Below are 24,274 nucleotides of genomic sequence, written 5' to 3'. Positions count from 1 at the left end.
TTCTTTTATGTGACTATTGGTGCTTATGTTCGTTTAAAGAACATTCTGGACGGTACCTATGAAGTCGGCCTGGCTCAGGCCTGCCTCTTGCCCGATCCTAACGACGCATTCAATAACGGAGACTCCCAGCATGACTACCCGAAGCGGATTATTGCGCACCTGCCGCCGCCTGGCCGGACAAGGCATCATGACAGCCGGCTTGGCCCTGCTGCTCGCAACGCAGCCTGCAGCAATCGCAGGCACCAGGAAACCCGCTTCTACAGCAAGCTACAGTTACTTCGCAACCGGCAATCCGGATGCCGCGGTGAGCGCGCCTTCCACGCTGAATGCACCTTCCTTCGTGCTGATGGGCGGCGGACCGGATGTGGACGAGGCATTCCGGTGGATGATAGACCGGGCGGGCATCACGCCGAAAACCGGTGGCCGCTTCGTGGTGATCCGCGCCACCGGCACCGAGGCCTATAACCCGTACATTTATTACAGCAACGATGCTTCCTCAACCTCGTCGCCGCCGGCAGAGTTGTGGGTTGGGGGTGCCGCGCTCGGACTGAGCTCGGTGGAAACCCTGGTCATTCCCAGCATCGAGGCGGCCAATGACGAGACGGTCAATGCCATCGTCGGCCGCGCCAATGCGGTCTTCATCGCCGGTGGCGACCAGGCCGACTACATCCGCTACTGGAAAGGCACCAGGCTCGATGGCACGCTAAAGAGCCTGATGGCGAAAAACATACCCCTGGGCGGCACCAGCGCCGGCCTCGCGGTGCTAGGCCAGTTCGACTATGCCGCGCTGAATGGGACGGTGACGTCGAAGCAGGCGTTATCCAATCCTTACAACAAATACATGACGCTGGACCCGGCACCGCCGGCACCGACCGGCGGCTTCATCGCACCGCCGGCGCTGGCCAATTTGATCACCGATTCCCATCTCGATAGCCGCGACCGCATGGGCCGGCTGTTTGCCTTCGTGGCGCGTCTGGTCCGGCCGGATGGCAGCACCGGCTGCAGCGGCGGCATCCTCCCAGCTGGCGGCGGGACGGGCACTGCGCGCGGCATCGGTATCGCTGTGGAGACGGCGCTGCTGGTGCAGGGCGATCGCGCAGGTGTCACAGCGCGGCGGGTGACCAATCCGTCCACCAGCACCGAGAGCGCAGTGTATTTCGTGCGGCCGCTGAATCCGCCCACCGCCTGCCTTGACGGCAAGCCGCTGACCATGACGACGGTGGAGGTGCAGAAGCTAACTGACTCCGGGACGGTGTTCAATCTGGGGGAGTGGAGTGGGCTCAAGCCGCGGACCTTTGATGCGGTGTCGGGAGAGCTGACTGCGTCGCCTTACTGAGCCAGGCGCCGGCAGACAGACGCGAGCCTGCGATGCCGTGCAGGCTCGCGCATTCAGCGTATTGCTGAAACCTGCCGCGGCATTGCTGTCTTTTCCACCACTTTGCACAGGCGACGCGCTTTCGCAGCCGGGCGCACCCTCCTGGCGCTGACCAGCTTTTCCGAGCGCGGGCTGCATGACGATAGTCTGCCAGGAACTCAGAGGCCCCCCGCGCAGCGCAGCACCGTTCCGGTGATGTAGGAAGCCTCATCCGACAGCAGCCATATCACCGGCGCGGCAATCTCTTCCGGCGTGGCTAGCCTGCCCATCGGGATCTTCGGCGCAACCCGCCGCGGCCGGTCGGGCTCGCCCGCGGCGGCGTGGATGCCGGTCAGGGTCGAGCCGGGCGCCACTGCGCAGACCCGGATGCCGTCCGCCGCGACCTCGCGCGCCAGACCCAGCGTGAAGGTCTCGACCGCGCTCTTGCTGGCGGCGTAATGCACGTACTCATTCGGGCTGGCGGTAACGGCCGCGATCGACGACAGATTGACAATCACGCCGCGCGTGCCCGCGTCGCGGAAGCGCTTCAGGGCGGCGCGGCTGCAATGCATGGTGCCCAGCACATTGGTGCGGAACACCTGCTCGATCGATGCCGGATCGGCCTCGGTGAAGCGGCCTAGGCGGCCGGTGATGCCGGCATTATTGACCAGCCCGAACAGGGGGCCGAGCCGGGCCTGTGCAATGTCGAACATGCGCTCGACATCAGCCTGCATGCCGACATCGCCCTGCGCCAGGCAGGTCGTGCCGCCGCCTGCAGCAATCTCGTCGGCAAGCTGGCGCGCCGCCGCTTCATCATGCAGGTAATTGATCGCCACCGCGTAGCCCCGCTGCGCGGCCAGGCGGCAGACAGCGGCGCCAATGCCGCGGCCGCCGCCGGTGACCAGCACCGCGCGCGGCATGGTCCCGGGCGTGACCGATGGCCTTGGCTGATTCGTCGCCGGCCCGTTCAATGCGTCGGCGCGTCGGGCGCGATCGGGTGATTGGCCATCAGCTCCAGCGCCCGGCACAGCGCCGAATGGTCGAGCCGGCCCATGCCGTTTGCAGCGCAGGTGTTGAACAGCTCCTGCGCGGTAGCGGTGTTGGGCAGCGCCACGCCCAGCGCCCGCGCGCCCTGCAGCGCCAGGTTTAGGTCCTTCTGGTGCAGGTCGATCCTGAAGCCGGGATTGAAGGTGCGCTTGACCATGCGCTCGCCATGCACTTCCAGGATGCGCGAGGAAGCAAAGCCGCCCATCAGCGCCTGGCGCACCTTGGCCGGGTCGGCGCCGGCCTTGGAGGCGAACAGCAGCGCCTCGCTGACCGCCTCGATGGTCAGCGCCACGATGATCTGGTTGGCGACCTTGGTGGTCTGGCCGGCGCCGTTGTCGCCGACCAGCGTGATGTTCTTGCCCATCAGCTCGAACAATGGACGTACCTGCTCGAAGGCAGCGTCCGGGCCGCCGACCATGATGGTCAGCGAAGCGGCCTTGGCGCCAACCTCGCCGCCTGATACGGGCGCGTCGAGATAGGCGCAGCCAAGGGCATTGATGCGCTCGGCGAAAACCTTTGTTTCCATCGGCGAGATCGAGCTCATGTCGACCACCACCTTGCCGGCCGACAGCCCGGCTGCCACCCCATGCTCGTCGAACAGCACCTTCTGCACGTCCGGCGTGTCGGGCAACATCAGGAAGATGATGTCGGCCCGTTGCGCCACCTCGGCGGCCGATGCGCAATAGCGTGCCTTGCCGTCCAATGGATCGGGTTCGCGCCGGGTGCGGGTATGCACGAACAGCTGGTGTCCGCCGTTCTGCAGGTTCAGCGCCATGGGCGCGCCCATCACGCCGAGTCCGATGAGTCCGATGCCAGCCATGTGTTCTCCTCTTGAAGTTTTTGGTGTGTACGCAGCAGTGTAATGGCTACGACCGGGGCAACAAAGCCTCTACTGCGAAGCGCAGACAGGCCAGCTCTTGATCCGACGCATTGCCGGGATGATTGACCGCGTCGTTAATTCCCATGTTTGCCATTTATCAGAGCCGCAGACGACGGCCTGCCGGAGCATTTTCAAGTAGCGCCGCATCTGGCGGCCAGGTTCCGGGAAAGATATTCATGAAAGCGTTGCTCATGCTGTTGGTCGCATCCGTTCTGTCGCTGGGCACTGCCCGGGCGGCACTTATCGAAGTCGCTACGCCGCTAGGGCCGGACAGCGCGGTGTTGGACACCAGCTCCGGTCTGGAATGGCTGAAGCTGTCGTACGCGCGCGATGTCTCTGTCAACCAGGTCCGTGCCGCCATGACGCCGGGTGAAATGTTGGAAGGGTTCCGCTATTCCACGCAGGACGAATTCAGCTGCGGCTTGCTGAAGCCGCAGACCGGATTCGGCTGCGGCAATTTTTCGGCCTCTACCGACGAGGCGCAGGTCCGGGCTTTCCTCAACCTGTTCGTCACCGGCTTTACGGAATGGTCGCTGTATTCCGTGTTTTCGCCAGAGCAGAGCAGGCAATTCGGCTGGATTGACGATTATGCCGCGACCTTTGGCGTGCGCTTCTACTATTACCCCGAAGACCGGTTTCCCGTCGAATACGATAGCCAGCTGTTTGGCGTGCCGCTCGACAGCCCTCAGACGCACTGGCTAGTGCGCGAGGCACGGGACGGCCGTGACGTCAATGACGTGCCAGAGCCACCAATGCCGGCGCTGCTGGGCGCCGGCTTGCTCGGCTGGCTAGGCCTGATGCTGAGACGCCGCGTCCGCGCCCGCTGATCCCGTTGGTCCGGTCAGTCAGGCGTTCACAGCCTGCGGCCTGGCGCTGCCGCCGACCGGTGCAATGGCCAGGTTCAGACGATGGCGCGCGGCTTGGTACTCGTCGGCGAAACGGGCTACCAGCTCGGCTGCCGGCACCACGCGCTTGATCGCGCCCACGCCCTGGCCTGCGCCCCAGATGTCGCGCCAGGCCTTGGCCTTGCTGCCGCCGCCGGAGCCGAAGTTCATCTTCGACGGGTCGGATTGCGGCAATGCCTCCGGGTCCAGACCGGCATTGACGATGCTCTGGCGCAGGTAGTTGCCGTGCACGCCGGTAAACAGGTTGGAATAGACGATGTCGGCGGCGCTGCTGTCGACGATCATCTGCTTGTAGCGCTCGTCGGCATTGGCTTCGGCCGTGGCGATGAAGGCCGAACCGATATAGGCCACGTCGGCGCCCGCGGCCTGCGCGGCGAGGATGGCGTTGCCGCTGGCAATGGCGCCCGACAGCGCCAGCGGGCCGTCGAACCATTCGCGGATTTCGTGCAGCAGCGCAAACGGCGAGAGCCGGCCGGCATGGCCGCCGGCGCCGGAAGCCACCGCGATCAGGCCGTCGGCACCCTTGTCGATCGCCTTCTTCGCAAAGGCGTTGTCGATCACGTCATGCAGCACGATGCCGCCATAGGAATGCACCGAGCGGTTCACGTCCTCGCGGGCGCCGAGGGAAGTGATGGTGATGGGCACCTTGTGCTTCGCGCACAGATCGAGGTCGCGCTCCAGCCTGTCGTTGGACTTGTGGACGATCTGGTTGACTGCGAACGGCGCCGCCGGCCGGTCCGGGTGGCGGGCATTGTGCTCGGCCAGCTCGGTGGTGATGCGGTCCAGCCATTCATTCAGCGCCGGCTCGGGTCGCGCATTCAGGGCGGGAAAGGAGCCAACCACGCCGGCCTTGCACTGGGCGATCACGAGGTCCGGGTTGGAAATGATGAACAGCGGCGAGCAGATCATGGGCAGCGAGAGGCGGCCTTCGAGGATGGGTGGCAGTGACATGGTGGCTCCAGATCGGTAAAAGTATGGGGTAGTAAGAGTGGCCGGCTGGCTTCAGCCGGGAACACTGTGGTTGCTGTTGCCTTTGAGCATGCCGGTGGCCGACGCCAACTGCGCGCCCATCTTCGCCGCCAGCGCCTGCAGGCCGCTCATAGGGCGCACCATGACCTCGAATTCCTCGATCAAGCCCTGGTCATCGAAGCGCAGCATGTCGATGCCCTTCAACGCCTTGCCACCGATCTCGGCGCTAAATTCCAGCACGATGCTGCGGCCGTCCTCGCTGACAAAGCTGCGGTGATAGCGAAAATTCTCGAATACGGTATTGACGGTCTTGAGCACCAGCTGGATCGCAGCCTTGCCGAGATAGGGCGTGTGCGCCACCGGCGAGCGGAACACGATGTGCTCCGATAGCAGCGGGTCGAGCTCTTCCATCGCATTGCGTTCCAGTATGTGATGCCAGGTGGCCAGCGTGCGCTGCGCGGCATCGGACAGTTCATTGGCTTTCATTCGGTCTCCTTGGGTTTTTCGCAGCTGTTCCCGCGGCCTGCGTGGGATGCCGCTGCATCAATACGCAACTGGTTGCATAAAGCATAGCAAAGCAGAATCGGCTATGCAACTGGTTGCATAAAGTTTCGCAGCTTCCGGTGGGCAGCCGTTAAAATAACGGCCATGTCGATCCAACATGCCCTGCTGACCTCGCTGCTTGAAAAGCCGTCCACCGGCTACGACCTGGCGCGCCGCTTCGACAAGTCCATGGGCTATTTCTGGCATGCCAGCCATCAGCAGATCTACCGGGAACTGGGCCGCATGGCCGATGCCGGCTGGATCATGGCAACCGACGACAATGACGCCGGCAAGCGCCGCCGCCGGCTGTACCAGGTGCTGGAGGCGGGGCGGCAGGAACTGGCGCGCTGGGTGGCCAACCCCGAAACCGAAAGCAATGCCAACCGGGCCCTGCTGATCAAGATGCGGGCCGAGGCTGTGATCGGGCCGCATGGCCTAGACCGGGAACTGCGCCGCATGATCGCCGAGCATCAGGCCAAGCTCGACACCTATCTTGAAATTGAGCAGCGCGACTTCGCGGCGGCATCCCTGTCCAGGCCGCAGAGACTGCGGCATGCGGTGCTGCGCGCTGGCATCGTGGCCGAACGAAGCTGGCTGCAATGGGCCGGCGAGGTGTTGACACTGCTGGAATCGGCCGAGGCCGGTGCCGCCGGCTGATTAGCTCAGCGGCAGCGGATTCTTGCTTAGCGCCACCGTCACGATATAGGCGAAGGTCGCCAGCGCCGCGAGGAAGGCGGCAGCCCGGATGCCCTTGCTGCGTCCGCGCTTGAGCGCCACCGAACCCAGGACGATATAGAGCAGCAGGGCGCCAACCTTGACGGTGAGCCATAGCTGCGCCAGCGGATACTGCGCGCTCCACATCACCAGCGTCACCGCGCTGGCCAGCAGCACGGTGTCGATCAGGTGCGGCAGGGTGCGCACCCAGCGCTGGCCCAGCCGCGGCGAATCCTGCAGCATCCACAGGCCGCGCAAGAGGAAGAATGCGCCGCTCAGTGCGGCGCAGCTCATGTGCAGGTGTTTTAGCAAAAGGTAATTCATCTTGGAAAAGGGATTGCGTTGACTGTGCTGGGGCTCATCGGTTAGCTAGCTGCCTTTGATCTAGGTAGACATGCATGCCTGTCGGGAACAGGGTCGGGTCAAGTAATATAACCGCAGTCTCTCCGCGACTCTTCCTGACCAGGCCAGACAGTGCCCATCCATTACGCAAGAAGGCTTACCGCACCCCACCGCACCAGACAGGCAAACTGGCACCTGGGCATTGCCCTGGCCTTCGTTGCCGGCGCCACCAATGCCGGCGGCTTTCTCGCGGTGCACCAGTACACCTCGCACATGACGGGCATCGTGTCGGCCATGGCCGACAACCTGATGCTGAGTAGTTATGGACCGGTGCTAGCCGGCGCCGGCGCGCTGCTGTCCTTCCTGTTCGGCGCCGCATTCACCGCGATCCTGGTGAACTATGCGCGCCGGCGCGGCCTGTACAGCGAGTACGCGCTGCCGCTGCTAGTCGAGGCATTGCTGCTGCTGGGCTTTGGTTTGCTGGGCGCGCGGCTGTCGACGATAGAGGGGCTGTTTGTGCCGGCCACGGTGATGCTGCTGTGCTTCATCATGGGCTTGCAGAATGCGCTCATCACCAAGATTTCCAAGGCCGAAATACGCACTACCCACCTGACCGGCACCATCACTGACATCGGCGTCGAACTCGGCAAACTGTTCTACTGGAACATGCATGAGCGGCCTGACCGGCCCAGGGTGCTGGCCGACCGCAGCCGCCTGAAGCGGCTGAGCCTGCTGCTGCTAGCCTTCTTTGTTGGCGGCATCAGCGGCGCACTCGGCTTCAAGCATACCGGCTATCTGTCCACCGTGCCGCTAGCACTGATCCTGACGGGACTGGCACTGGTGCCGATGCTGGACGATGTGGGCGCCGTGCTGCGCCGGCTGCGCAAGCGTGGGGCTTAGAGCACTTCGGTATCGGTCGCTCGCACCAGGATCACATCCTGGCTGAACTGCCGTTCCAAGCGGGCACGATAGGCTTGCCACCAGTCACGGTCCAGCGTATCGGCCAGCACTTCATACAGGTAGACATCGTCGCGGCAGACCTCGCCGTCGGGGTCCTGCCATGCGCCCACTGCGGGGGAGCGCACGAAGGCGGTGACGCCGCCGAACCGATCGGTCAGTTCACTGCGCGCTTGGTCAAAATAGGACTTGGCAAAGGCCTTGCCGTGCTGGTCGTAGACTGGCAGGAAGAGTTGTATCAGTTTCATGGTCAGCGCCGCTGCCGGCCGGCCCGCCCGCGTTGACGGGCGAGCCGGCCGGCGAACGGTCTTACACGTTCATGATGGAGATGGAGCGGGTGTTGAGATACGCTTCCAGCGCTTCCGGTCCGCCTTCGGAGCCGTAGCCGGAATCCTTGATGCCGCCGAACGGCATTTCAGGCCAGGGCGCGGCCGGCTGGTTGATCCACAGCATGCCCACTTCCAGGCGCTGCGACAGCAGGTGCGCATTCTTCAGCGAGCTGGTGAAGGCGTAACCGGCCAAGCCAAAGGGCAGGCGGTTAGCTTCGGCGATTGCTTCTTCCATCGTGTTGAAGGGACGGATCGCGGCCATCGGGCCGAACGGCTCCTCGTTGAACACCTTGGCGTCCAGCGGCACGTCGTTCAGGATGGTCGGCGCATAGAAATTGCCGACCTCGCCGATGCGCTCGCCGCCGGCCACGATGGAGGCGCCGCGCTCGACGGCGTCGCGGGCAAAGTCGGCCATGGCGGTCAGGCGGCGGCTGTTGGCCAGCGGACCCATTTGCACGCCCTCGCTATTGCCTTCGCCCACTTTCAAGCCTTGCGCATACTTGGCCAGCGCCGCGGCGAAATCATTGCGCAGGCTTTCATGCACCAGGAAGCGGGTCGGCGAGATGCAGACCTGGCCGGCATTGCGGAACTTGGCGCCGCCGGCGGCCTTCACCGCAAGGGTCACGTCGGCATCTTCGGCCACGATCACCGGCGCATGGCCGCCCAGCTCCATCGTTACCCGCTTCATGTGCTTGCCAGCCAGCGCGGCCAGCTGCTTGCCGACCGGGGTCGAGCCGGTGAAGGTGATCTTGCGGATGATAGGATGGGCGATCAGGTATTCCGAGATTTCCGCCGGATTGCCGAACACGAGGCCCACCACGCCCGGCGGCAGGCCGGCGTCGATGAAGGCCTGCACCAGCGCTGCCGGCGCTGCCGGCGTTTCTTCCGGCGCTTTCACGATGATCGAGCAGCCGGTGGCCAGCGCCACGGCGATCTTGCGCACTGCCTGGTTGATCGGGAAGTTCCACGGCGTGAAGGCCGCGACCGGGCCCACCGGGTCCTTCAGCACCATCTGGCGCACCGCCAGGTTGCGCGACTGCACAATGCGTCCGTAGACGCGCAGGCCTTCCTCGGCTGCCCATTCAATGATGTCGGCCGAGGCCATGGCCTCGACCTTGGCTTCTGCCAGCGGCTTGCCCTGTTCCTGGGTCAAAATTTTGGCGATCTCGCCGGCACGCTCACGCATCAGCGCGGCGGCACGGCGCATGGTCTTGGAGCGCTCGGCGGCCGACACGTCGCGCCAGGCTTCAAATCCTTTTTGCGCGGCTTCCAGTGCGCGGTCCAAGTCGGCGATGCCGGCATGGGCAACGCGGCCGATCTCGCTGCCGGTGGCCGGATTGACGACGGCAAGCGTGCGGCCGTCCGCCGCATCCTGCCACTGGCCGCCGATCATGAGCTGGGTATTGGGATAGGTCATGGTGTCTCTTTCCTCTTGGTTCGCTGTAGGTTTTTTATAAATCCGGGAACGCAGATTATAGGCATGCGCGCCAATATGCGTCGGACTCCAAAAAGAAATTCGCACGCCTGCTCAAAAAATCAGCAAAAGTTACGCACACAAACCGTGAACAAGCCTGTGGATATCTATATGTTCAATTTCCCAAGCAATTGATTTGATGAAGAAAATTTGTTGTGCTCAAAAACCTGCTGCGCAACCGTCCACAGATCTTTCCAGCGTACAATCCACAGCAAGTCCCTTCGACCCATGCACAGGTCGTCCACAGGTTTTGCCTTTGCCGCCACTTGGATGGCGGTTTGGAGGCGCCCGGCATGGCCCTGATCAGCGCCATCCGGCCGGCGCCGGACCGGAAATCTTAAGCTTCCGGCTCATGGTCGTCGGCGATGGCGCGCGTCCAGTTGGCCGTGTCCTCCGGCGTCATGTTGCCCACCGGCTGAACCCTGGCGTCCTGCAGGCCCTGCAGGTGGATGTCGTTCAGATATTGTTCACGCGACAGCAAGGTGCCGAGGCACAGGTCGGTATGCGGCGGCGGCGCGTGGGTTTCATAGCTCAGGCGGCGGATCAGCTCATCCATTACGCCCACCGGCACCAGGTCGCGATTGGCCGGATAGGCGAAGCCGAACAGGATCAAGTGCGACAGCAGCACCCGCCAGTGTTCGCCGAAGCGCCGCAGCAGCCGGGGCCAGTCAATGCGGGCGCTGCAGGCATAGATCAGGTGGGCGATGTCGGCGCCGTCGAAGCGCTCCTTTTCCATGATGAAGGCCTTGGACCAGATCATTTCCTCGATCGGCGAAATCCGCGCCGGCAGGCCCAGCACTTGCGCATCGGCGGCGAATTCGAACCAGGCATCGTCGACATGGGCCACTGCATTGCCGGAACTGAAGATCAGGTCGATGTAGTTGTCATCTAGATGGATCTTGCCAAGCCAGTGCGGGAAGGTGAGTTCGCAGCGGTATCCCGCCGCCTGGAACACCTCGCTGACCCGCTCGAAGTCGCCGCGCCGGATGAACAGGTCAAGGTCCTTGGTCGGCCGGTTGATGCCGGTGTAGCGGTTGAAGGCATAGGTGCCGCCGACCAGGTATGGCACGGATGCTGCATTGAGCCGGAGCAGGACATCGCGGTAGAACGCGGCGACGGCAGCGTCTTGCGCTTCCGTCACGTCGGTGGCCGGAATCGGGTCGGTAAGGTTCATAGCGGTCCTGGCGTGATGGCGTGGCATTGAAAGTCAGCAAAACTTATGCCACGCAATACGGTCAGTCATGCATGAATGGCGTTAATTAATCAACAATCAGGAAACAATCAGCAAGGAGGATGTCGTGGTTTCAAAGGACAAGATCCGTTTCGCCGCAGTGGGCGACCTGCATTGCACCAAGAACTCGGCGGGCAGCCTGCGCGAATTCTTTTCCCAAGCCAGCGAAGCGGCCGACGCGCTGCTGCTGTGTGGCGACCTGACCGATTATGGCCTGCCCGAGGAAACCCATGTACTGGCCGAGGAGCTTGCCCATACCCGCATCCCGGTGGTGGCCGTGCTGGGCAACCATGACTATGAATCGGGCGACCCGGACCAGGTCAGGCGCATCCTGACCGAAGCCGGCGTGCGGGTGCTCGATGGCGAAGCTTGCGAGATCCATGGCGTGGGCATTGCCGGGGCGAAGGGATTCGCCGGCGGCTTCGGCCGCAGCGCGCTCGGGCCATGGGGCGAAGCGTCGATCAAGGCCTTTGTCAACGAGGCGCTGCAGGAGGTGATGAAGCTGGAAACGGCGCTAGCCAAGCTGCGCACCCGGCACCGGATCGCGATGCTGCATTACTCGCCCATCGTCGGCACTGTGCAGGGCGAGCCGCCGGAGATCTATCCCTTCCTCGGCACCAGCCGGCTGGAAGATCCGCTGATTCATTACCCGGTCGATTATGTGGTGCATGGCCATGCGCACCGCGGCACGCCGGAGGGACGCACTGTCAACAACATTCCGGTGTACAACGTGGCCCGGCCGCTGCTGCACCGTTCCTACCCCGGCCAGCCCGCATTCCGGGTGCTGGAAGTGCCGGCAGAGGACTTGCTGCCTGTGTAAAAAATGGCGGAGAGATGCAATATTTTCAGTGTGGAAGCGTCTGCCTGCAGGCCTGCTCATCCGACGGCAAACCGCCCTGATCCGCCATGATGCCCATCTCCACGGGCGCATTGCTGCCATGTACCGCCAACTGAATAGTGCTGATGACAGGCTCGGGAGGCAATACCGAAAACGTCACTGCGATGGCAATCGGCTTCCAGGCGTTTCCCGATGCCGGATAGGTATCCAGGACAAGCGCGGCTCGGGCCGGCGCCGACGGCAGCACAAGAATCATCATCACGGCAAGCAGTGCCGTCATTAGCCTGGTCGACATCGTGGAAACTCCTCTTGTCACTCTTGTCACCCGGTCTGCGCTTGCAGCCCAGCCTGCAACTTACGTCGCGTCCCTGCTGCCGGATTGCGATCGCACAAGGACCGGTTTGACCTAGCCGGGCTGGAACGGGCCGAGCTGGTCTGGTCGCGCTGGCGCTGCTTAATGGGAATGGGCTGGGGGAAGCGGACGTGTTAGCCAGCGATGTGCGGGCCGGGCTGCGCAACTTGTGAAGAGGCCGAACGGGAAAACGCAAACAGCCGGCTGCGCGCCGGCTGCCTGTGCTGGCATTGCATGCGCTTACGCCGCCTTCGCCAGACGGCGCAGCTTCGCCGAATCAGAGTGCGGCGGCGATCGCCTTGCCAACCTCGGTGGTATTGCTGCTGCCGCCCAGATCCGGCGTGGTCGGGCCCTGCACCAGCACGGTCTCGATGGCGCGCACCATGGCGTCATGCGCCGCGGTGTACGTGGCATCGCCATTGCCGAGGAAGTCCAGCATCATCGCGCCGGACCAGATCATGCCGATCGGGTTGGCGATGTTCTGGCCATAGATGTCCGGCGCGGAGCCATGCACCGGCTCGAACAGCGAGGGGAAGTTGCGCTCCGGGTTGAGGTTGGCCGAGGGCGCGATGCCGATGGTGCCGGTGCATGCCGGGCCGAGGTCGGACAGGATGTCGCCGAACAGGTTGGATGCCACCACCACGTCGAAGCGCTCCGGCGATAGCACGAAGCGGGCGCACAGGATGTCGATGTGGTACCGGTCATGCCGCACGTCCAGGAACTGCGTGCCCATTGCGTCGACCCGCTCATCCCAGTACGGCATGCTGATCGAAATGCCATTGGACTTGGTGGCCGCGGTGAGGTGCTTCTTCGGACGCTTCTGGGCCAGTTCGAAGGCGTACTTCAGGATGCGGTCGGTGCCCTTGCGCGAGAAGACCGACTCCTGCACCACGAATTCACGGTCGGTGCCTTCGAACATCCGGCCGCCCACCGAGGAATACTCGCCTTCGGTGTTTTCGCGCACCACGTAGAAGTCGATGTCGCCCGGCTTGCGGTTGGCCAGCGGGCAGGGCACGCCGGGCATCAGGCGCACCGGGCGCAGATTCACATACTGGTCGAAGTCGCGGCGGAACTTAATCAGCGAACCCCACAGCGAGATATGGTCCGGCACCTTGCTGGGCATGCCGGCCGCGCCGAAATAGATCGCGTCGAAGCCCTGCAGCTGCTCGCGCCAGTCGTCCGGCATCATCTTTCCGTGCTGCAGGTAATAGTCGCAGTTGGCCCATTCCATCGTCGTGAATTCAAGGCCGATATTGAATTTGGCGGCGGCGGCCTGCAGTACCCGCAAGCCTTCCGGCATCACTTCATTGCCAATGCCGTCACCGGCGATCACTGCGATTTTATGCGTCTTCATGTCTGGACCTTCACGAGAGGAGAAATGATGGAAGCGGATCATACTCAATACGCAGCGTTTTATAATTGGCCGATTGGTAATCTGAAAGAACACGGAGCGTGAACAATGCAGTTGGATTTCAAGCTGGGCAAGCCGCTCCTCGAAGATCTCAACCTGTTCTGCGCCGTGGTCAGGCGCCAAGGCTTTGCCGCTGCGGCGCTGGAACTGGGCGTCTCCAATGCCCTGGTCAGTAAGCGCATTGCCATCCTGGAAGCCACGCTGCAGGTGCGCCTCCTGCACAGGACCACGCGCCGGGTGTCACTGACCGAGCATGGCAGCGTGGTGCATCAGTGGGCGCAGCGCATCCTGGAGGACGTCAGCCAGCTGGAGGAAGCGGTGTCGGCCAAGGGCAGCGCGCCGCATGGCGTGCTGCGGCTGTGCACCAGTTCCGGCTTCGGGCGCAACTGGATTGCGCCGGCCATGTCGCTGCTGGCCCGGCAGTATCCGGACTTGGTGATACAGCTCGAACTGCTGGACCGGCCGGTCGACCTGATCGCCGAAGGATTCCATCTGGATATCCGCATCGGCCAGGTGCTGGAAACCCACCTGATTGCAAGAAGCATTGCCGCCAATGCGCGGGTACTGTGCGCTTCGCCGGCCTACCTGGAAAGCCACGGCATGCCGCAGCGCCTCGAGGAACTCACCGCCCACAAGTGCATCGCCATCCGCGAGCGTGATCAGGACTTCGGGCGCTGGAAGCTGGACGGGCCGGATGGCCCCGAGACCGTGAAGGTGGGCGGCCCGCTGTCAACCAATAACGGCGAGCTGGTGCACCAATGGGCCATCGATGGTCACGGCATCATTCTGCGCTCGATGTGGGATGTGGGGCAGAGCATCGCTGATGGCAGGCTGGTGCGGGTGCTGCCGCAGTACAGCCAGGAAGCCAATGTCTGGGCGATCCACCCGACCCGCCTGAGCCTGTCCGCGAATGTGCGGGTATGCGTGCAGTTCCTGGAGGAGTGGCTGGCCAGGTCGCGCGGATCGTGGACCTGAGTGCACACTGCCGAAGGATCTTTAGCCGCCTGCATCCTTGTCCGGCGCCCTGAAAAGATCTTCCAGCGCCTGGTTGGTCGCCTTCGGCCGCACCGTGCCGCGGCGGCCAGTGAATTCTTCCTCGATATTGTCGCGGTAATAGCTCCAGGCCGCACCGGAGGTGGAGAGCTTGCGCCAGACCTCGGTGCCGACGCCGGAATAATCGATTGCGCTGCCGTCGTCGAATTCCACCCGCAGCATGCGCTCGCGCGGGTCGTAGCCAATGGCGCGCAGCTTGCCGGCGTTGATCTTCTTCATTTCCATGATGCATGCCTTTCTTGCCTAACTCGTATCTGACGGCCAGGACCGGAATTCTTGCACAAACCATGGCATTGCATGGTGCGGTGCATCCTGGAAAGGGCATGTCGCCTTGGCAGGGCCTGCGCCACTTTCCCTCTTCATCCATTGATCACGCTTAAGGCCATGCCGCAGTTCTTTGACCTTGCAGCGAAAGGCATGTGAGGATCGTGTCCCAAGAAGGATATTCACTACAAGGAGCACACGATGTCGGACTACAACGAGCGCAGTTCAGAAGACGCGGACAAGGACCAGGACCAGTTGCGCATCAATATCCAGGATGAATCCGCGCTGCGGGAATGGTCGAAGAAGCTCGATGCCACACCGGAAGAGCTCAAGGATGCGGTGACGGCCGTGGGCGATCTGGCAAGCGATGTCGAAATGCACCTGAAGGGCAGTCGCAGCAGCAGCAACAGCGAGCGGGTCCACAACGCGCTGTAGGTCAGCTTCCTCTCAGCCGGGCGCGCGCGCCAGCCAGGTTGGCGCATGGCTGCCCAGCGGCATGGCCGGCAGGTCCCAGCGTACCGGCGTGTCCGACATCCTGGCCGCATGGGCGATGGTGGTGAGCATGCCGAAGCCGGACGCATGCTGCTCGGTGAGGCCGGCAATATCGCCGAAACTGGGCATGGCCGTCTGCAGGCCGCCCTCGACGCGTCCCAGCTGGCGCAGCCAGTGGCCGGTCTGCGCCAGCGACAGCCGCACATGCCAGCTTCCGCCTTCCCGGCTGCGCCGCATTAGCGCGGCCATCACCGCATAGGCCATCAGGTAGCCGGTGGCGCGGTCCAGCGCCTGCGCAGGCAGCGGTGCGGGCGCGCTGCCACCGCCGGCCTGCGCCTCGGCATGGTTGAAACCGCTGGCAGTCTGCACCAGCGAATCGAAGCCGCGCCGCGCCGCCCATGGCCCGGCTTGGCCGTAGGCGCAGAGGCTGACGTAAACCAGGCCCGGCCGCTTCTGCGCTGCGGCTGCCGCATCCAGGCCCAGCGCTTCCAGGCCGCCCGGCCGGTAACCCTGCACCAGCACGTCGGCTTGGCGCAGAAGCGCATCGAATGCCTGCTGGCCGGGCACGCCACGCAGGTCCAGCGCGCAGGCGCGCTTGCCCAGGCCGGTTTCCATCACCAGCGGCTCGATCGACGGCAGGTGCGACGCGGTGACCAGCAGCACATCGGCACCGTGTCCGGCCAGGGTGCGGCCGCAGACGGGGCCGGCGATCACCCTGGTCAAATCCAGCACCCGCACGCCCGACAGCGGCCGCGCCGCAGTCGGCAGCGGCTGCGGCGGCGCATCGCCGATGCATTCGATCGACAGCAGCGGCAGATCAGCCACTTCCTGCCCTTGCGGATGGGCATCCCATTCGTCAAAGCTACGCATGGCCGTCACCACCATGCCGGCCGCGGCGGCCGCGTCCTCGAAATCGAAGGCGTTCCAGGACTGCAGCGCGCGGCTGACCGCATCGGTGTCGTGGCCGCAACTGAGGATGCGCAGCACGCCGTCACGGTGATGCGGGAAATTGGCATGGATGCGCACCCAGCGGCCGTCGCCGCACTGGAAGGTGCGGGTTAGCTTGTCGCGGAATTCCGGCGCCGGTGCGCCATCGACACGGAGATACTGCTCAGCGCGGAATTCAATAGCCGCATGGCGCATGTCCACATCGACCTGCTGCGCCAGTCCGGCGCGCTGCCGGTGCAGCTCGGCTGCCGCCAGCGCGGAAACTGCAATGCTGACCTGGGCCGCGGTGCCGACGGCAAACGAGGATGGCAGCGCCGGCTCCTTTCCGGACAGCCGCACCTGAGACAGGGCGCTCTCCTCCTGGCCGGACAGCTGCCACAACGCGGCCAGCGTGCTGGCAGCATCGGCGGGTGCTTGCTGGTCATGATCGTTCATGGCTTCTCCTCGGGCGTGTAGCGTGGGCTGCAATAGAATAGGCCAAACCTTGCGTGGCTGTCATTGGCGCTGGCGCGGGTGACAGCCTGCTGACAGCTTGGACGCGCAGAATGCAGGGCGTGCATGCCGGCCGGCGCGGCCGGGGCTGAATGATGCTATGGAGAGATTGGGAAGATGAGGCTGCTGCTGGCGGAAGACGAGCCGGAACTGGCGAACTGGTTGTGCCGCGCGCTCAAGCAGAACGGCTATATCGTCGACTGGGTCGATGATGGCCGCCTGGTGGAGGGGAGCGTCGGCCGCGTCAGCTACGACGCGCTGATCCTGGACCTGGGCCTGCCCGGCATGGACGGCCACCGGGTGCTAGCTCGGCTGCGCGAGATCGATGCGCGGCTGCCGGTGCTGATTCTAACGGCGCGCGACTCGCTGCTGGAGCGAGTCAGCACGCTCAAGAAGGGCGCCGACGATTTCATGGCCAAGCCCTTCTCCATCGATGAGCTCGAAGCCAGGCTTACCGCGCTGATCCGGCGCGCCCGCGGCAGCGAACATCCGCGCCTGAGCTGCGGGCCGCTGGCCTATGACGCGGTGACCCGTCAGTTCACGCTGGACGACAAGCCGCTGTCGCTGTCCAAGCGCGAGCATGCGCTGCTGCATGCGCTGATCCGCTGCAGTGGCCAGCCGCTGCCGAAGAAGGACATCTACGACAAGGTGTTCGAGGACGAGGTCGATGCAATGCCGGAAGCGGTGGAAGTGCTGGTCTACCGGGTCCGCAAGAAGCTCGAAGGCAGTCCGCTGCACATCGTCACCCTGCGCGGCCTGGGCTACCTGCTCGAACTCGCCTGATGTGGAAAACACCTATTTTCCGCTGGAGCATCAAGCGCACGGTGCTCACCCTGCTGCTGCCAACCCTGACCCTGATCACCGCACTGGAACTGGTGACGGCCAACCGCACCGCCACGGACGCCGCCAATTCTGCCTATGACCGCTCGCTCTTGGGCGCGCTCAAGGCGCTCGACGCCAATATCACCACGCCAGGGGGCGGCCTAGCGGTGGAAACGCCTTACACACTGTTCGAGTTCTTCGAGCTGACTGCTTCCGGCCAGGTCTTCTTCCGCGTCGCCAGCGAAGACGGCCTGGTGGAGATCGGCAGCGCCGACCTGCCGCCGCCGCCGCGGCCGCTGCAGACCGGCAAGCCGCAGTTCTATGACGCTGTCTATTTCGGCCAGAAGGTGCGGGTCGGCGCTTATGCGCGGGAACTGAAGCAGCCGGCCGGCGTGACCGGGCATGTTTCCCACCGGGTCGTGATCCAGGTCGCCGAAACCCTGGGCTCGCGCCAGGAATTCATCCGGCTGCTGCTGATCGCCGCCGTGCGGCGCGACCTGCTGCTGCTGGTGGTGGCGGGCGCCATGCTGGCCCTAGTGCTGTTCATGACGCTGCGGCCCCTGACGGCATTGCGCAATGCCGTCAGCGCCCGCTCCGACCATGACATGACGCCGATCGACACCCGCTCGGTGCCGGCCGACGTGCGGCCGCTGGTGGATGCGATCAACCTGCACATGGCGCGCAACCGTGAATTCATGGAAGGACAGCGCCGCTTCGTCGACGACGCATCCCATCAGCTGCGCACCCCGCTGGCCACGCTGCGCACCCAGCTCGACTATGCGCTGCGCGAATCCGATCCGCGCAATGTCAGCGACGCGCTGGATGCGGTGTCGCGCCAGCTGGATGACGCTACGCACCGCACCAACCAGATGCTGGCGCTGGCCAAGGCCGATGCGGCCGAACTCGAAATGGCGCAGGTCGATCTGGCGCAGCTGGCCGAACAGGCCGCGCGCGACGTGGTGCTGGCCGCGCGCGAAAAGCGCATCGACCTGGCCTACAGCGAGCCGGAGCAGCAGATCCTGCTGCGTGGCCATGCCGGCCTGTTGCGCGAGGCGCTGCTGAACCTGCTGCACAATGCCATCCGCTACGCGCCCGAGCGCGGCCATGTGTCCCTGAGCCTGAGCTGCCGCGATGACAGGGCCGTGTTCTCGGTGATGGATGACGGACCCGGCGTGCCGCCAGAACAGTTGCCGCAGCTCGGCGGGCGTTTTTTCCGCGCCAGCAATAGCGCTTCGGGCGGCTCCGGCCTGGGCCTGGCTATCGCGCGCGCCGTGGCCGAGCGCCATGGCGGCGAGCTGGCGCTGTCCAACCTGATCGACGGCGCTGGCTTCTGCGCCAGCCTGACACTCCCTTTCGACATTTCAACAAACTGACAGCCGACTGACAGCTTCGGTTGTTAGAGTTCGCATCAATGCGGCGCATGCCGCTGGAGCGCCCGACAAAATGTCCCTGGCGCCGTTGCGCCGGCTTGCCGTACTGCCCGTACTGTCTGCGCCGGCACGCCTGGCCAGGGATCGCTACGCTCATTTTGTCAGGCACCCCTATTCAAAAAGCGGGCTGGCGCCCTGTCAGCCGCCATCATAACCGTTACTGGAGACAATCATGAAAAAGATCTTCTGCGTCTTTACGCTCGCCGCTGCTACTGCCACTAGCGGCGCTTTCGCCGGCCCGCTCGACAAGACCGAATGCATTGCGGCGGCCAAGCCAGGCGGCGGCTTCGACCTCACCTGCAAGCTGGCCCAGACCGCGCTTTTCGACGCCCATGTGATCAAGGATCCGATGCGGGTGACCTATATGCCCGGCGGCATCGGCGCCGTGGCCTACAACGCCATCGTCGCGCAGCGTCCGGCCGAATCCAACACCATCGTCGCCTTCTCGGGCGGCTCGCTGCTCAACATCGCGCAGGGCAAGTTCGGCCGCTACAGCGAGAACGACGTGCGCTGGCTGGCTGTCATCGGCGCCGACTATGGCGCGGTGGTGGTGCGCAAGGATTCCCCGTACAAGACCATGGCCGACCTGGCCGCCGCGCTGAAGACCGACGCTACCAAGGTGGTGCTGGGCGCGGGCGGCACGGTGGGCAGCCAGGACTGGATGAAGGCCGCGCTGACCGCCAAGGCCGCCGGCGTGAATCACAAGAGCATGCGCTTCGTGGCATTCGAGGGCGGCGGCGAAGCGATCGCGGCCCTGCAGGGCGGCCATATCAGCGCCTATTTCGGCGATGCCGGCGAAGCCTCGTCGCAGTTGAAGGCCGGCGCCAACATCCGCGTGCTGGCGGTGATGTCGGACAAGCGCCTGCCGGGCGCGCTGGCCGACGTGCCGACCGCAAAAGAGCAGGGCTATGACATCGACTGGGCCATCGTGCGCGGCTTCTACATGGGACCCAAAGTCAGCGACGCCGACTTCAACACCTGGTCGGAAGCCTTTGCCAAGGTCACCAAGACAAAGGAATTTTCCAAGCTGCTCGACGAGCGCGGCCTGTACCCGATGACCCTGACCGGCCCGGAACTCAACAGCTACATCAAGACGTCCACCGAAAAGTACCGCAAGCTGGCTGCTGATTTCGGCCTGATGGGACAACCGAAATGACCAGCGATCGCGTACTCGGCATCCTCGCCGTGGTGATGGGCGCCGGCATGGCCGCCATGTCCTGGGGCTATGTGGCCCAGGTTGAATACGAGCCGGTCGGCCCGCGCGCCTTTCCGCTGCTGCTGGCCGGGCTGATCTCGCTGTGCGGCCTGTGGCTGGTGTTCAAGCCGTCGCACCGGGCGCATTTCGGCAGTGCAATGCAGATGCGCAGCGTTGCGCTGTGCGGCCTATTCGTTGTGCTGTATGCGGTGCTGTTCCAGGTGCTCGGCTTCGTGATCGCTACCGCGCTGATGTCGATTCCGGTGGGCCGCATCTTCGGCGGCAGCTGGAAGCAGTCGGTGCTGACCGGCATCGGCATGGGCCTGGTGCTATTTGTGCTGTTTGACACGCTGCTCGACGTGGTGCTGCCGGCCGGGATTCTCAAGCCGCTCCTTACCGCGATTGGACTCTGATCATGGATACCCTTTCCTTTCTTACTTCCGGCTTCGCGGTCGCGCTGCAGCCGATGAATCTGCTGATGGCGGCTATCGGCGCCTTCATCGGCACCGTGGTCGGCCTGCTACCAGGCCTCGGCCCGATCAATGGCGTGGCGATCCTGATGCCGCTGGCGTTTGCCCTGAAGCTGCCGCCGGAGACCGCGCTGATCCTGCTGGCAGCCGTGTATATCGGCTGTGAATATGGCGGACGCATCTCCTCCATCCTGCTCAACGTGCCGGGCGATGCCGCGGCCATCATGACGGCGATGGATGGCTATCCGATGGCCAGGAAGGGCATGGGCGGCGTGGCGCTGTCGATCTCGGCCTGGAGCTCCTTCGTCGGCTCCATGATTGCCACCGTCGGCATCGTGATGATGACGCCGCTCTTGTCGCGCTGGGCGCTGGCATTCGGCCCGGCCGAATACTTCGCGCTGATGGTATTCGCCTTCGCCTGCCTGACCGGCCTGCTGGGCGATCAGCCAGTCAAAGCGCTACTGGCCACGCTGATCGGCCTGGCGCTGGCCACTGTGGGCGTGGATGCCAACTCCGGCGTCTACCGCTTTACCTTTGACTCCATTAACCTGTCGGACGGCATCCAGTTCATCGTGGTCGTCATCGGCCTGTTCTCAATCAGCGAACTGCTGCTGATGCTGGAGGAAGCAGTGCATGGCCAGGCGGTAATACCGGAAACCGGCCGCACCCTGTTCAACCGCCGCGAAGTGGCGGAGACCTGGTGGGGTACGGTGCGTTCGTCGCTGGTGGGCTTCGTGGTCGGCATCCTGCCGGGCGCCGGCGCCACGGTGGCTAGCGCCATCACCTACTCGATGGAAAAGCGCATCGCCGGCGCCAGCGGCACCTTCGGCGAAGGCGACATCCGCGGCGTTGCCGCACCGGAAGCGGCCAACAACGCCTCGGCCAATGCCTCCTTCATTCCGATGCTGACGCTGGGCGTGCCCGGCTCCGGCACCACCGCCGTGATGATGGGCGCGCTGACGCTGTACAACATCACGCCAGGCCCGGCGCTGTTCCAGCAGCAGCCGACACTGGTGTGGGGCCTGATCGCGTCCATGTTCATAGGCAACGTGATCCTGCTGGTGATGAACATCCCGATGGTGGGCGTGTTCACCCGCATGCTGAAGGTGCCGAACTGGGCGCTGGTGCCGGGCATCCTGGCGGTGTCGGCGGTCGGGGTGTATGCGGTGCATGCAACCACCTTCGACCTGATCCTGATGTCAGTGCTGGGCCTGGTGGGCTATGCGCTGCGCAAGTGCGAGATGCCGATGGCGCCGCTGATCCTCGGCTTTGTGCTGGGCGAGATGATGGAGCAAAACCTGCGCCGCGCGCTGTCCATCACCAACGGCGAACTCGGCATCCTGTGGGAAAGCCCGATCTCGATTGGCCTGTGGGTCTGCGCTGCCGCGATGGTGATCGTGCCGCTGGCATTCCGCAAGCTCAGGAAGCCGGCTGCGGACATCGCGCCGGCCGGCGTGGTGGTGGAGCAGGCCTGATTCCCTGACTGACGGAGCCACGTTTGATGGCTAGGGAAGCCCGTTGCGCTGGAAGGTGCAACGGGCTTTTGCTTCTGGACGGGCTGGCGCCGGGAGACGTGGAAGGGGACAATCGCAGTTGCCCCTGCTTCTGCTTCTCCCGTTGCAGTTCACTCTGCTGAGCGCGCGTGTCAGCGGCGCGGAGCTGTACAGACCGGGAACATCGTGGACAGGTGTACGCGGACATGGTGAACACTCTTGAGCATCATGCAGAATTGTTCAAGGAAACATTAGCATGCCTTAGCCACCGGGCGACGCCATGTTCCGGTCTCCACACCCCACGAAATCCTGCCAAAACCTCTACCTCGACAGTGCCTTGCCGCAGCCGCCATCAGGGCGCGTTCAGATAGGCGTTTTCCAGCCGCAGGTACAGCTGCTCAACATTCTTCCTGTGCATGCTGTCATACAGCGCCCAGTGGCTGTAGGCCGGCAGCGGCGCGGCCGCAGTGGCCCCGCCCAGGCTCACCCGCTGCAGGAAGGCGGCCTGCACCACGGGTGTGATCCCTGTCAGATAGCCTGACAGCTCGGGCAGCCTGGCGCTATCGAACACCGGGCCCGCGCCCGGCACGATGCGCGCCGGCGCAATGCGGCCGAGGCTGCGCAGCGCCGCCTGCCACTGTCCGAGGTCGGCATCCTTGGTGTCCGGAATCCTGTCCATCGTCACCATGCCGCCGCCGAACAGGATGCCGCTCTCGCGATCCATTACGGCAAGCGCGCCCGGCGCGGAAGTGGGGCCGTAATACAGCAGGTCCAGCGTGCGGCCGCCTGCCGAAATCGTTATCGGGCCGTCGATGAGCTGGCTGGGCCGGGTAACGACGGTGCCCTCCATCTCTTCCGCGCCCAGCGCCTGCACCAGTTGCTTCAGGCAGCGCTGGCAACGCGCCGCAATAAAGGCATCGGTGTCGCGGTGTGCCAGCACCGACACGCCCATCTCGCGCAGGATGCCGTTGCCAAACACATGGGCCGGATTCTGGTGGGTATTGATGGCCAGCACCACCGGCAGCGGCGTGATGCGGCGTATCTGCGCCAGCAGTGCGCGCAGATAGCGGGCGCTGGTGCCGGTGTCGATCAGCACCACGCCACTGTCGCCAACCAGGATGCCGATATTGCCGACCACGCCATGATTGGACGGCGCCGCGTCCTCCGGCGCCGCAATGACGGCGTACACCCCTGGCGCAAGCTGTTCCGGTTCCGGAACAGCCGCGGCGCGAGCAACAGCGCACAGCGCAATGCTGGCGAAGGCGGCGCAGAGAAGTGGCAGCAATCTTGCTAGAGCAAGGTTCATCACGTAGCGGGCTCGCTGTTGTGAAGCGCCGGCGTGGCACATATCGAAAGGGAGACCCAATGAAAAGGACATACACCCTAGCCTGCGCAGCGCTTTGCGCAGCAATCCTTGTGCCCGGCATTGCCGCGGCCAATGACTTTCCAACCACGGCGCGCATGGAATACGTGCTGGAATGCATGAAGGACCATGGCGGCAAATACGAATACCTCTACAAATGCTCCTGCGCCGTGGACAGGATCGCCGACAAGCTGAAATATGACGATTACCTGGAAGCATCAACCGCCTTGCGCCATCAGTCCATGGCCGGCGAACGCGGCAGCGAGTTCCGCGACCCACCGAAGGTGCGCGAGATCGCCAGGCGCTACAAGACCATCCAGCAGCAGGCTGGCGACGCCTGCCTGATGAAGTGAAGCACATCATGCGCTTATCACGGCGTCGCCATCTGCTCGGGCTGATGGCCTCCCTCCTGCTGCCGCCCCTCGCCGCCAGGGCAGCCGATGCGCCGTTAAAGAGCATCGTGATGCTGGACTTCGAACTGATCGACCCCACCCTGGACCGCGCTTCCGACGAGGCCCAGCGCGAACGCCTGAAGAAAATTTCCGGCCTGCTGCGACAGCAGTTCATCGACAAGGGCTTTTACCGGGTGCTCGACACTGCGCCGCAGCAGGCCATGGTCGATGACATGAAGGCCCGTTTCAAGCTGTATGACTGCAATGGCTGCGACATCGACATCGGCCGCACCTTTCACGCCGACCGGGTGATGACGGCCTGGGTGCAGAAGGTCAGCAACCTGATCCTGAACATCAATATCCAGATCAACGACGTCGCCTCCGGCCAGCCGGTGCTCAACAAGTCGGTCGACATACGCGGCAACACCGACGCCAGCTGGGAACGCGGCATCCGCTACATTGTGCGCAGCATGGAGGAGAAGGGACAGGGCAACCGCTGAGGCGGCGCCTGCCT

General features: G+C 64.2%; 27 protein-coding genes. 14 read left to right on the top strand and 13 right to left on the bottom strand.

Annotated features, from left to right (window positions below; genetic code table 11):
• The first annotated feature begins 130 nt into the window (after positions 1–130).
• Entirely contained in the window at positions 131–1,336 is a 1,206-nt protein-coding gene (locus KTQ42_RS20625) for a cyanophycinase (RefSeq protein WP_217347473.1), read from the top strand.
• A gap of 197 nt (positions 1,337–1,533) precedes the next feature.
• Here the strand turns inward: KTQ42_RS20625 and KTQ42_RS20620 are convergent, their stop codons facing one another.
• Together KTQ42_RS20620 and glxR are read right to left on the bottom strand one after the other, a co-directional pair.
• Complete coding sequence (locus tag KTQ42_RS20620; RefSeq protein WP_217347472.1) at positions 1,534–2,274, bottom strand: SDR family oxidoreductase; 741 nt, start codon at positions 2,272–2,274, stop codon at positions 1,534–1,536.
• A gap of 47 nt (positions 2,275–2,321) precedes the next feature.
• Positions 2,322–3,221, bottom strand: a complete 900-nt coding sequence (glxR, locus tag KTQ42_RS20615; protein ID WP_217347471.1) for a 2-hydroxy-3-oxopropionate reductase — start codon at positions 3,219–3,221, stop codon at positions 2,322–2,324.
• 236 nt (positions 3,222–3,457) lie between these two features.
• Between glxR and KTQ42_RS20610 the strand changes: the two genes are divergently transcribed.
• The gene (locus KTQ42_RS20610) at positions 3,458–4,108 is read left to right on the top strand and encodes a PEP-CTERM sorting domain-containing protein (protein WP_217347470.1); all 651 of its coding nucleotides are present in this window, start codon (positions 3,458–3,460) and stop codon (positions 4,106–4,108) included.
• Between the two features lie 18 nt (positions 4,109–4,126).
• Here the strand turns inward: KTQ42_RS20610 and KTQ42_RS20605 are convergent, their stop codons facing one another.
• Both KTQ42_RS20605 and KTQ42_RS20600 read right to left on the bottom strand, forming a co-directional pair.
• Positions 4,127–5,137 (bottom strand): nitronate monooxygenase family protein, encoded by a 1,011-nt coding sequence (locus KTQ42_RS20605; RefSeq protein WP_217347469.1) that lies wholly within the window; start codon positions 5,135–5,137, stop codon positions 4,127–4,129.
• Positions 5,138–5,188: 51 nt separating this feature from the next.
• On the bottom strand, positions 5,189–5,641 hold the full coding sequence (locus KTQ42_RS20600; RefSeq protein WP_217347468.1) for a nuclear transport factor 2 family protein: 453 nt from the start codon (positions 5,639–5,641) through the stop codon (positions 5,189–5,191).
• Between the two features lie 162 nt (positions 5,642–5,803).
• Here KTQ42_RS20600 and KTQ42_RS20595 point away from each other — a divergent pair, with 162 nt between their 5' ends.
• Positions 5,804–6,355 (top strand): PadR family transcriptional regulator, encoded by a 552-nt coding sequence (locus tag KTQ42_RS20595; RefSeq protein WP_217347467.1) that lies wholly within the window; start codon positions 5,804–5,806, stop codon positions 6,353–6,355.
• Here KTQ42_RS20595 and KTQ42_RS20590 read toward each other — a convergent pair whose 3' ends face one another.
• Positions 6,356–6,724 (bottom strand): SirB2 family protein, encoded by a 369-nt coding sequence (locus KTQ42_RS20590; protein ID WP_349292176.1) that lies wholly within the window; start codon positions 6,722–6,724, stop codon positions 6,356–6,358.
• A gap of 162 nt (positions 6,725–6,886) precedes the next feature.
• Between KTQ42_RS20590 and KTQ42_RS20585 the strand changes: the two genes are divergently transcribed.
• On the top strand, positions 6,887–7,654 hold the full coding sequence (locus KTQ42_RS20585; RefSeq protein ID WP_217347465.1) for a YoaK family protein: 768 nt from the start codon (positions 6,887–6,889) through the stop codon (positions 7,652–7,654).
• Here KTQ42_RS20585 and KTQ42_RS20580 read toward each other — a convergent pair.
• The 3 genes from KTQ42_RS20580 to KTQ42_RS20570 all read right to left on the bottom strand — a co-directional run bounded on the left by KTQ42_RS20580 (position 7,651) and on the right by KTQ42_RS20570 (position 10,688).
• Positions 7,651–7,959 carry a hypothetical protein gene (locus KTQ42_RS20580; RefSeq protein ID WP_217347464.1) on the bottom strand — a complete coding sequence of 103 codons (309 nt, stop codon included), beginning with the start codon at positions 7,957–7,959 and terminating at the stop codon, positions 7,651–7,653. The genes KTQ42_RS20585 and KTQ42_RS20580 overlap by 4 nt on opposite strands.
• Positions 7,960–8,020: 61 nt before the next feature.
• Positions 8,021–9,457 carry an NAD-dependent succinate-semialdehyde dehydrogenase gene (locus KTQ42_RS20575; RefSeq protein ID WP_217347463.1) on the bottom strand — a complete coding sequence of 479 codons (1,437 nt, stop codon included), beginning with the start codon at positions 9,455–9,457 and terminating at the stop codon, positions 8,021–8,023.
• Positions 9,458–9,851: 394 nt separating this feature from the next.
• Positions 9,852–10,688, bottom strand: coding sequence for a nucleotidyltransferase family protein (locus tag KTQ42_RS20570; RefSeq protein WP_217347462.1), 837 nt, complete (start codon positions 10,686–10,688; stop codon positions 9,852–9,854).
• Positions 10,689–10,812: 124 nt separating this feature from the next.
• Between KTQ42_RS20570 and KTQ42_RS20565 the strand changes: the two genes are divergently transcribed.
• Positions 10,813–11,565: a metallophosphoesterase gene (locus KTQ42_RS20565; protein ID WP_217347461.1), complete on the top strand. Its 753-nt coding sequence runs from the start codon at positions 10,813–10,815 to the stop codon at positions 11,563–11,565.
• 25 nt (positions 11,566–11,590) lie between these two features.
• Here the strand turns inward: KTQ42_RS20565 and KTQ42_RS20560 are convergent, their stop codons facing one another.
• Both KTQ42_RS20560 and KTQ42_RS20555 read right to left on the bottom strand, forming a co-directional pair.
• A complete protein-coding gene (locus tag KTQ42_RS20560; RefSeq protein WP_217347460.1) occupies positions 11,591–11,878 on the bottom strand; it encodes a hypothetical protein in 288 nt (95 codons plus the stop codon).
• A 334-nt stretch (positions 11,879–12,212) separates the two neighbouring features.
• On the bottom strand, positions 12,213–13,289 hold the full coding sequence (locus KTQ42_RS20555; protein ID WP_217347459.1) for a tartrate dehydrogenase: 1,077 nt from the start codon (positions 13,287–13,289) through the stop codon (positions 12,213–12,215).
• Between the two features lie 105 nt (positions 13,290–13,394).
• Here KTQ42_RS20555 and KTQ42_RS20550 point away from each other — a divergent pair, with 105 nt between their 5' ends.
• The gene (locus KTQ42_RS20550; RefSeq protein WP_217347458.1) at positions 13,395–14,321 is read left to right on the top strand and encodes a LysR family transcriptional regulator; all 927 of its coding nucleotides are present in this window, start codon (positions 13,395–13,397) and stop codon (positions 14,319–14,321) included.
• 21 nt (positions 14,322–14,342) lie between these two features.
• Here the strand turns inward: KTQ42_RS20550 and KTQ42_RS20545 are convergent, their stop codons facing one another.
• Positions 14,343–14,624: a KTSC domain-containing protein gene (locus tag KTQ42_RS20545; RefSeq protein WP_217347457.1), complete on the bottom strand. Its 282-nt coding sequence runs from the start codon at positions 14,622–14,624 to the stop codon at positions 14,343–14,345.
• Positions 14,625–14,864: 240 nt separating this feature from the next.
• Between KTQ42_RS20545 and KTQ42_RS20540 the strand changes: the two genes are divergently transcribed.
• Positions 14,865–15,098 carry a DUF3606 domain-containing protein gene (locus KTQ42_RS20540; protein WP_217347456.1) on the top strand — a complete coding sequence of 78 codons (234 nt, stop codon included), beginning with the start codon at positions 14,865–14,867 and terminating at the stop codon, positions 15,096–15,098.
• A 12-nt stretch (positions 15,099–15,110) separates the two neighbouring features.
• Here KTQ42_RS20540 and KTQ42_RS20535 read toward each other — a convergent pair whose 3' ends face one another.
• Complete coding sequence (locus KTQ42_RS20535; protein WP_217347455.1) at positions 15,111–16,538, bottom strand: CoA transferase; 1,428 nt, start codon at positions 16,536–16,538, stop codon at positions 15,111–15,113.
• A gap of 174 nt (positions 16,539–16,712) precedes the next feature.
• On the opposite strand from KTQ42_RS20535, the gene KTQ42_RS20530 reads away from it, so the two are divergent.
• The 5 genes from KTQ42_RS20530 to KTQ42_RS20510 all read left to right on the top strand — a co-directional run bounded on the left by KTQ42_RS20530 (position 16,713) and on the right by KTQ42_RS20510 (position 21,987).
• Complete coding sequence (locus KTQ42_RS20530; RefSeq protein ID WP_217347454.1) at positions 16,713–17,378, top strand: response regulator; 666 nt, start codon at positions 16,713–16,715, stop codon at positions 17,376–17,378.
• Positions 17,378–18,790, top strand: a complete 1,413-nt coding sequence (locus tag KTQ42_RS20525) for a sensor histidine kinase (RefSeq protein ID WP_217347453.1) — start codon at positions 17,378–17,380, stop codon at positions 18,788–18,790. Before KTQ42_RS20530 ends, KTQ42_RS20525 begins: the two co-directional genes overlap by 1 nt.
• 229 nt (positions 18,791–19,019) lie before the next feature.
• Positions 19,020–20,003, top strand: a complete 984-nt coding sequence (locus KTQ42_RS20520) for a tripartite tricarboxylate transporter substrate binding protein (RefSeq protein WP_217347452.1) — start codon at positions 19,020–19,022, stop codon at positions 20,001–20,003.
• On the top strand, positions 20,000–20,455 hold the full coding sequence (locus KTQ42_RS20515; RefSeq protein ID WP_217347451.1) for a tripartite tricarboxylate transporter TctB family protein: 456 nt from the start codon (positions 20,000–20,002) through the stop codon (positions 20,453–20,455). Before KTQ42_RS20520 ends, KTQ42_RS20515 begins: the two co-directional genes overlap by 4 nt.
• Positions 20,456–20,457: 2 nt before the next feature.
• Entirely contained in the window at positions 20,458–21,987 is a 1,530-nt protein-coding gene (locus KTQ42_RS20510; RefSeq protein ID WP_217347450.1) for a tripartite tricarboxylate transporter permease, read from the top strand.
• Positions 21,988–22,357: 370 nt separating this feature from the next.
• Here KTQ42_RS20510 and KTQ42_RS20505 read toward each other — a convergent pair whose 3' ends face one another.
• Positions 22,358–23,311: an MBL fold metallo-hydrolase gene (locus KTQ42_RS20505; RefSeq protein ID WP_217347449.1), complete on the bottom strand. Its 954-nt coding sequence runs from the start codon at positions 23,309–23,311 to the stop codon at positions 22,358–22,360.
• 59 nt (positions 23,312–23,370) lie between these two features.
• Here KTQ42_RS20505 and KTQ42_RS20500 point away from each other — a divergent pair, with 59 nt between their 5' ends.
• Positions 23,371–23,721 carry a hypothetical protein gene (locus KTQ42_RS20500; protein ID WP_249223021.1) on the top strand — a complete coding sequence of 117 codons (351 nt, stop codon included), beginning with the start codon at positions 23,371–23,373 and terminating at the stop codon, positions 23,719–23,721.
• An 8-nt stretch (positions 23,722–23,729) separates the two neighbouring features.
• Positions 23,730–24,260, top strand: a complete 531-nt coding sequence (locus tag KTQ42_RS20495) for a DUF3280 domain-containing protein (protein ID WP_217347448.1) — start codon at positions 23,730–23,732, stop codon at positions 24,258–24,260.
• The last annotated feature ends 14 nt before the right edge of the window (positions 24,261–24,274 follow it).

This window comes from Noviherbaspirillum sp. L7-7A (assembly GCF_019052805.1).
In the GTDB taxonomy this organism is placed as follows: domain Bacteria; phylum Pseudomonadota; class Gammaproteobacteria; order Burkholderiales; family Burkholderiaceae_D; genus Noviherbaspirillum_A.
This window is presented reverse-complemented; position numbering and strand designations above follow the sequence as displayed.

Excerpts from the sequence above, each read along its gene's own strand:
- KTQ42_RS20600 (WP_217347468.1), bottom strand. The coding sequence starts at position 5,641 with ATGAAAGCCAATGAACTGTCCGATGCCGCGCAGCGCACGCTGGCCACC.
- KTQ42_RS20510 (WP_217347450.1), top strand. The coding sequence starts at position 20,458 with ATGGATACCCTTTCCTTTCTTACTTCCGGCTTCGCGGTCGCGCTGCAG.
- KTQ42_RS20500 (WP_249223021.1), top strand. The coding sequence starts at position 23,371 with ATGAAAAGGACATACACCCTAGCCTGCGCAGCGCTTTGCGCAGCAATC.
- KTQ42_RS20535 (WP_217347455.1), bottom strand. The coding sequence starts at position 16,538 with ATGAACGATCATGACCAGCAAGCACCCGCCGATGCTGCCAGCACGCTG.
- KTQ42_RS20540 (WP_217347456.1), top strand. The coding sequence starts at position 14,865 with ATGTCGGACTACAACGAGCGCAGTTCAGAAGACGCGGACAAGGACCAG.
- KTQ42_RS20610 (WP_217347470.1), top strand. The coding sequence starts at position 3,458 with ATGAAAGCGTTGCTCATGCTGTTGGTCGCATCCGTTCTGTCGCTGGGC.
- KTQ42_RS20515 (WP_217347451.1), top strand. The coding sequence starts at position 20,000 with ATGACCAGCGATCGCGTACTCGGCATCCTCGCCGTGGTGATGGGCGCC.
- KTQ42_RS20525 (WP_217347453.1), top strand. The coding sequence starts at position 17,378 with ATGTGGAAAACACCTATTTTCCGCTGGAGCATCAAGCGCACGGTGCTC.
- KTQ42_RS20550 (WP_217347458.1), top strand. The coding sequence starts at position 13,395 with ATGCAGTTGGATTTCAAGCTGGGCAAGCCGCTCCTCGAAGATCTCAAC.
- KTQ42_RS20570 (WP_217347462.1), bottom strand. The coding sequence starts at position 10,688 with ATGAACCTTACCGACCCGATTCCGGCCACCGACGTGACGGAAGCGCAA.
- KTQ42_RS20505 (WP_217347449.1), bottom strand. The coding sequence starts at position 23,311 with ATGAACCTTGCTCTAGCAAGATTGCTGCCACTTCTCTGCGCCGCCTTC.
- KTQ42_RS20520 (WP_217347452.1), top strand. The coding sequence starts at position 19,020 with ATGAAAAAGATCTTCTGCGTCTTTACGCTCGCCGCTGCTACTGCCACT.
- KTQ42_RS20605 (WP_217347469.1), bottom strand. The coding sequence starts at position 5,137 with ATGTCACTGCCACCCATCCTCGAAGGCCGCCTCTCGCTGCCCATGATC.
- KTQ42_RS20545 (WP_217347457.1), bottom strand. The coding sequence starts at position 14,624 with ATGGAAATGAAGAAGATCAACGCCGGCAAGCTGCGCGCCATTGGCTAC.
- glxR (WP_217347471.1), bottom strand. The coding sequence starts at position 3,221 with ATGGCTGGCATCGGACTCATCGGACTCGGCGTGATGGGCGCGCCCATG.
- KTQ42_RS20625 (WP_217347473.1), top strand. The coding sequence starts at position 131 with ATGACTACCCGAAGCGGATTATTGCGCACCTGCCGCCGCCTGGCCGGA.
- KTQ42_RS20555 (WP_217347459.1), bottom strand. The coding sequence starts at position 13,289 with ATGAAGACGCATAAAATCGCAGTGATCGCCGGTGACGGCATTGGCAAT.
- KTQ42_RS20620 (WP_217347472.1), bottom strand. The coding sequence starts at position 2,274 with ATGCCGCGCGCGGTGCTGGTCACCGGCGGCGGCCGCGGCATTGGCGCC.
- KTQ42_RS20560 (WP_217347460.1), bottom strand. The coding sequence starts at position 11,878 with ATGTCGACCAGGCTAATGACGGCACTGCTTGCCGTGATGATGATTCTT.
- KTQ42_RS20530 (WP_217347454.1), top strand. The coding sequence starts at position 16,713 with ATGAGGCTGCTGCTGGCGGAAGACGAGCCGGAACTGGCGAACTGGTTG.
- KTQ42_RS20580 (WP_217347464.1), bottom strand. The coding sequence starts at position 7,959 with ATGAAACTGATACAACTCTTCCTGCCAGTCTACGACCAGCACGGCAAG.
- KTQ42_RS20495 (WP_217347448.1), top strand. The coding sequence starts at position 23,730 with ATGCGCTTATCACGGCGTCGCCATCTGCTCGGGCTGATGGCCTCCCTC.
- KTQ42_RS20595 (WP_217347467.1), top strand. The coding sequence starts at position 5,804 with ATGTCGATCCAACATGCCCTGCTGACCTCGCTGCTTGAAAAGCCGTCC.
- KTQ42_RS20575 (WP_217347463.1), bottom strand. The coding sequence starts at position 9,457 with ATGACCTATCCCAATACCCAGCTCATGATCGGCGGCCAGTGGCAGGAT.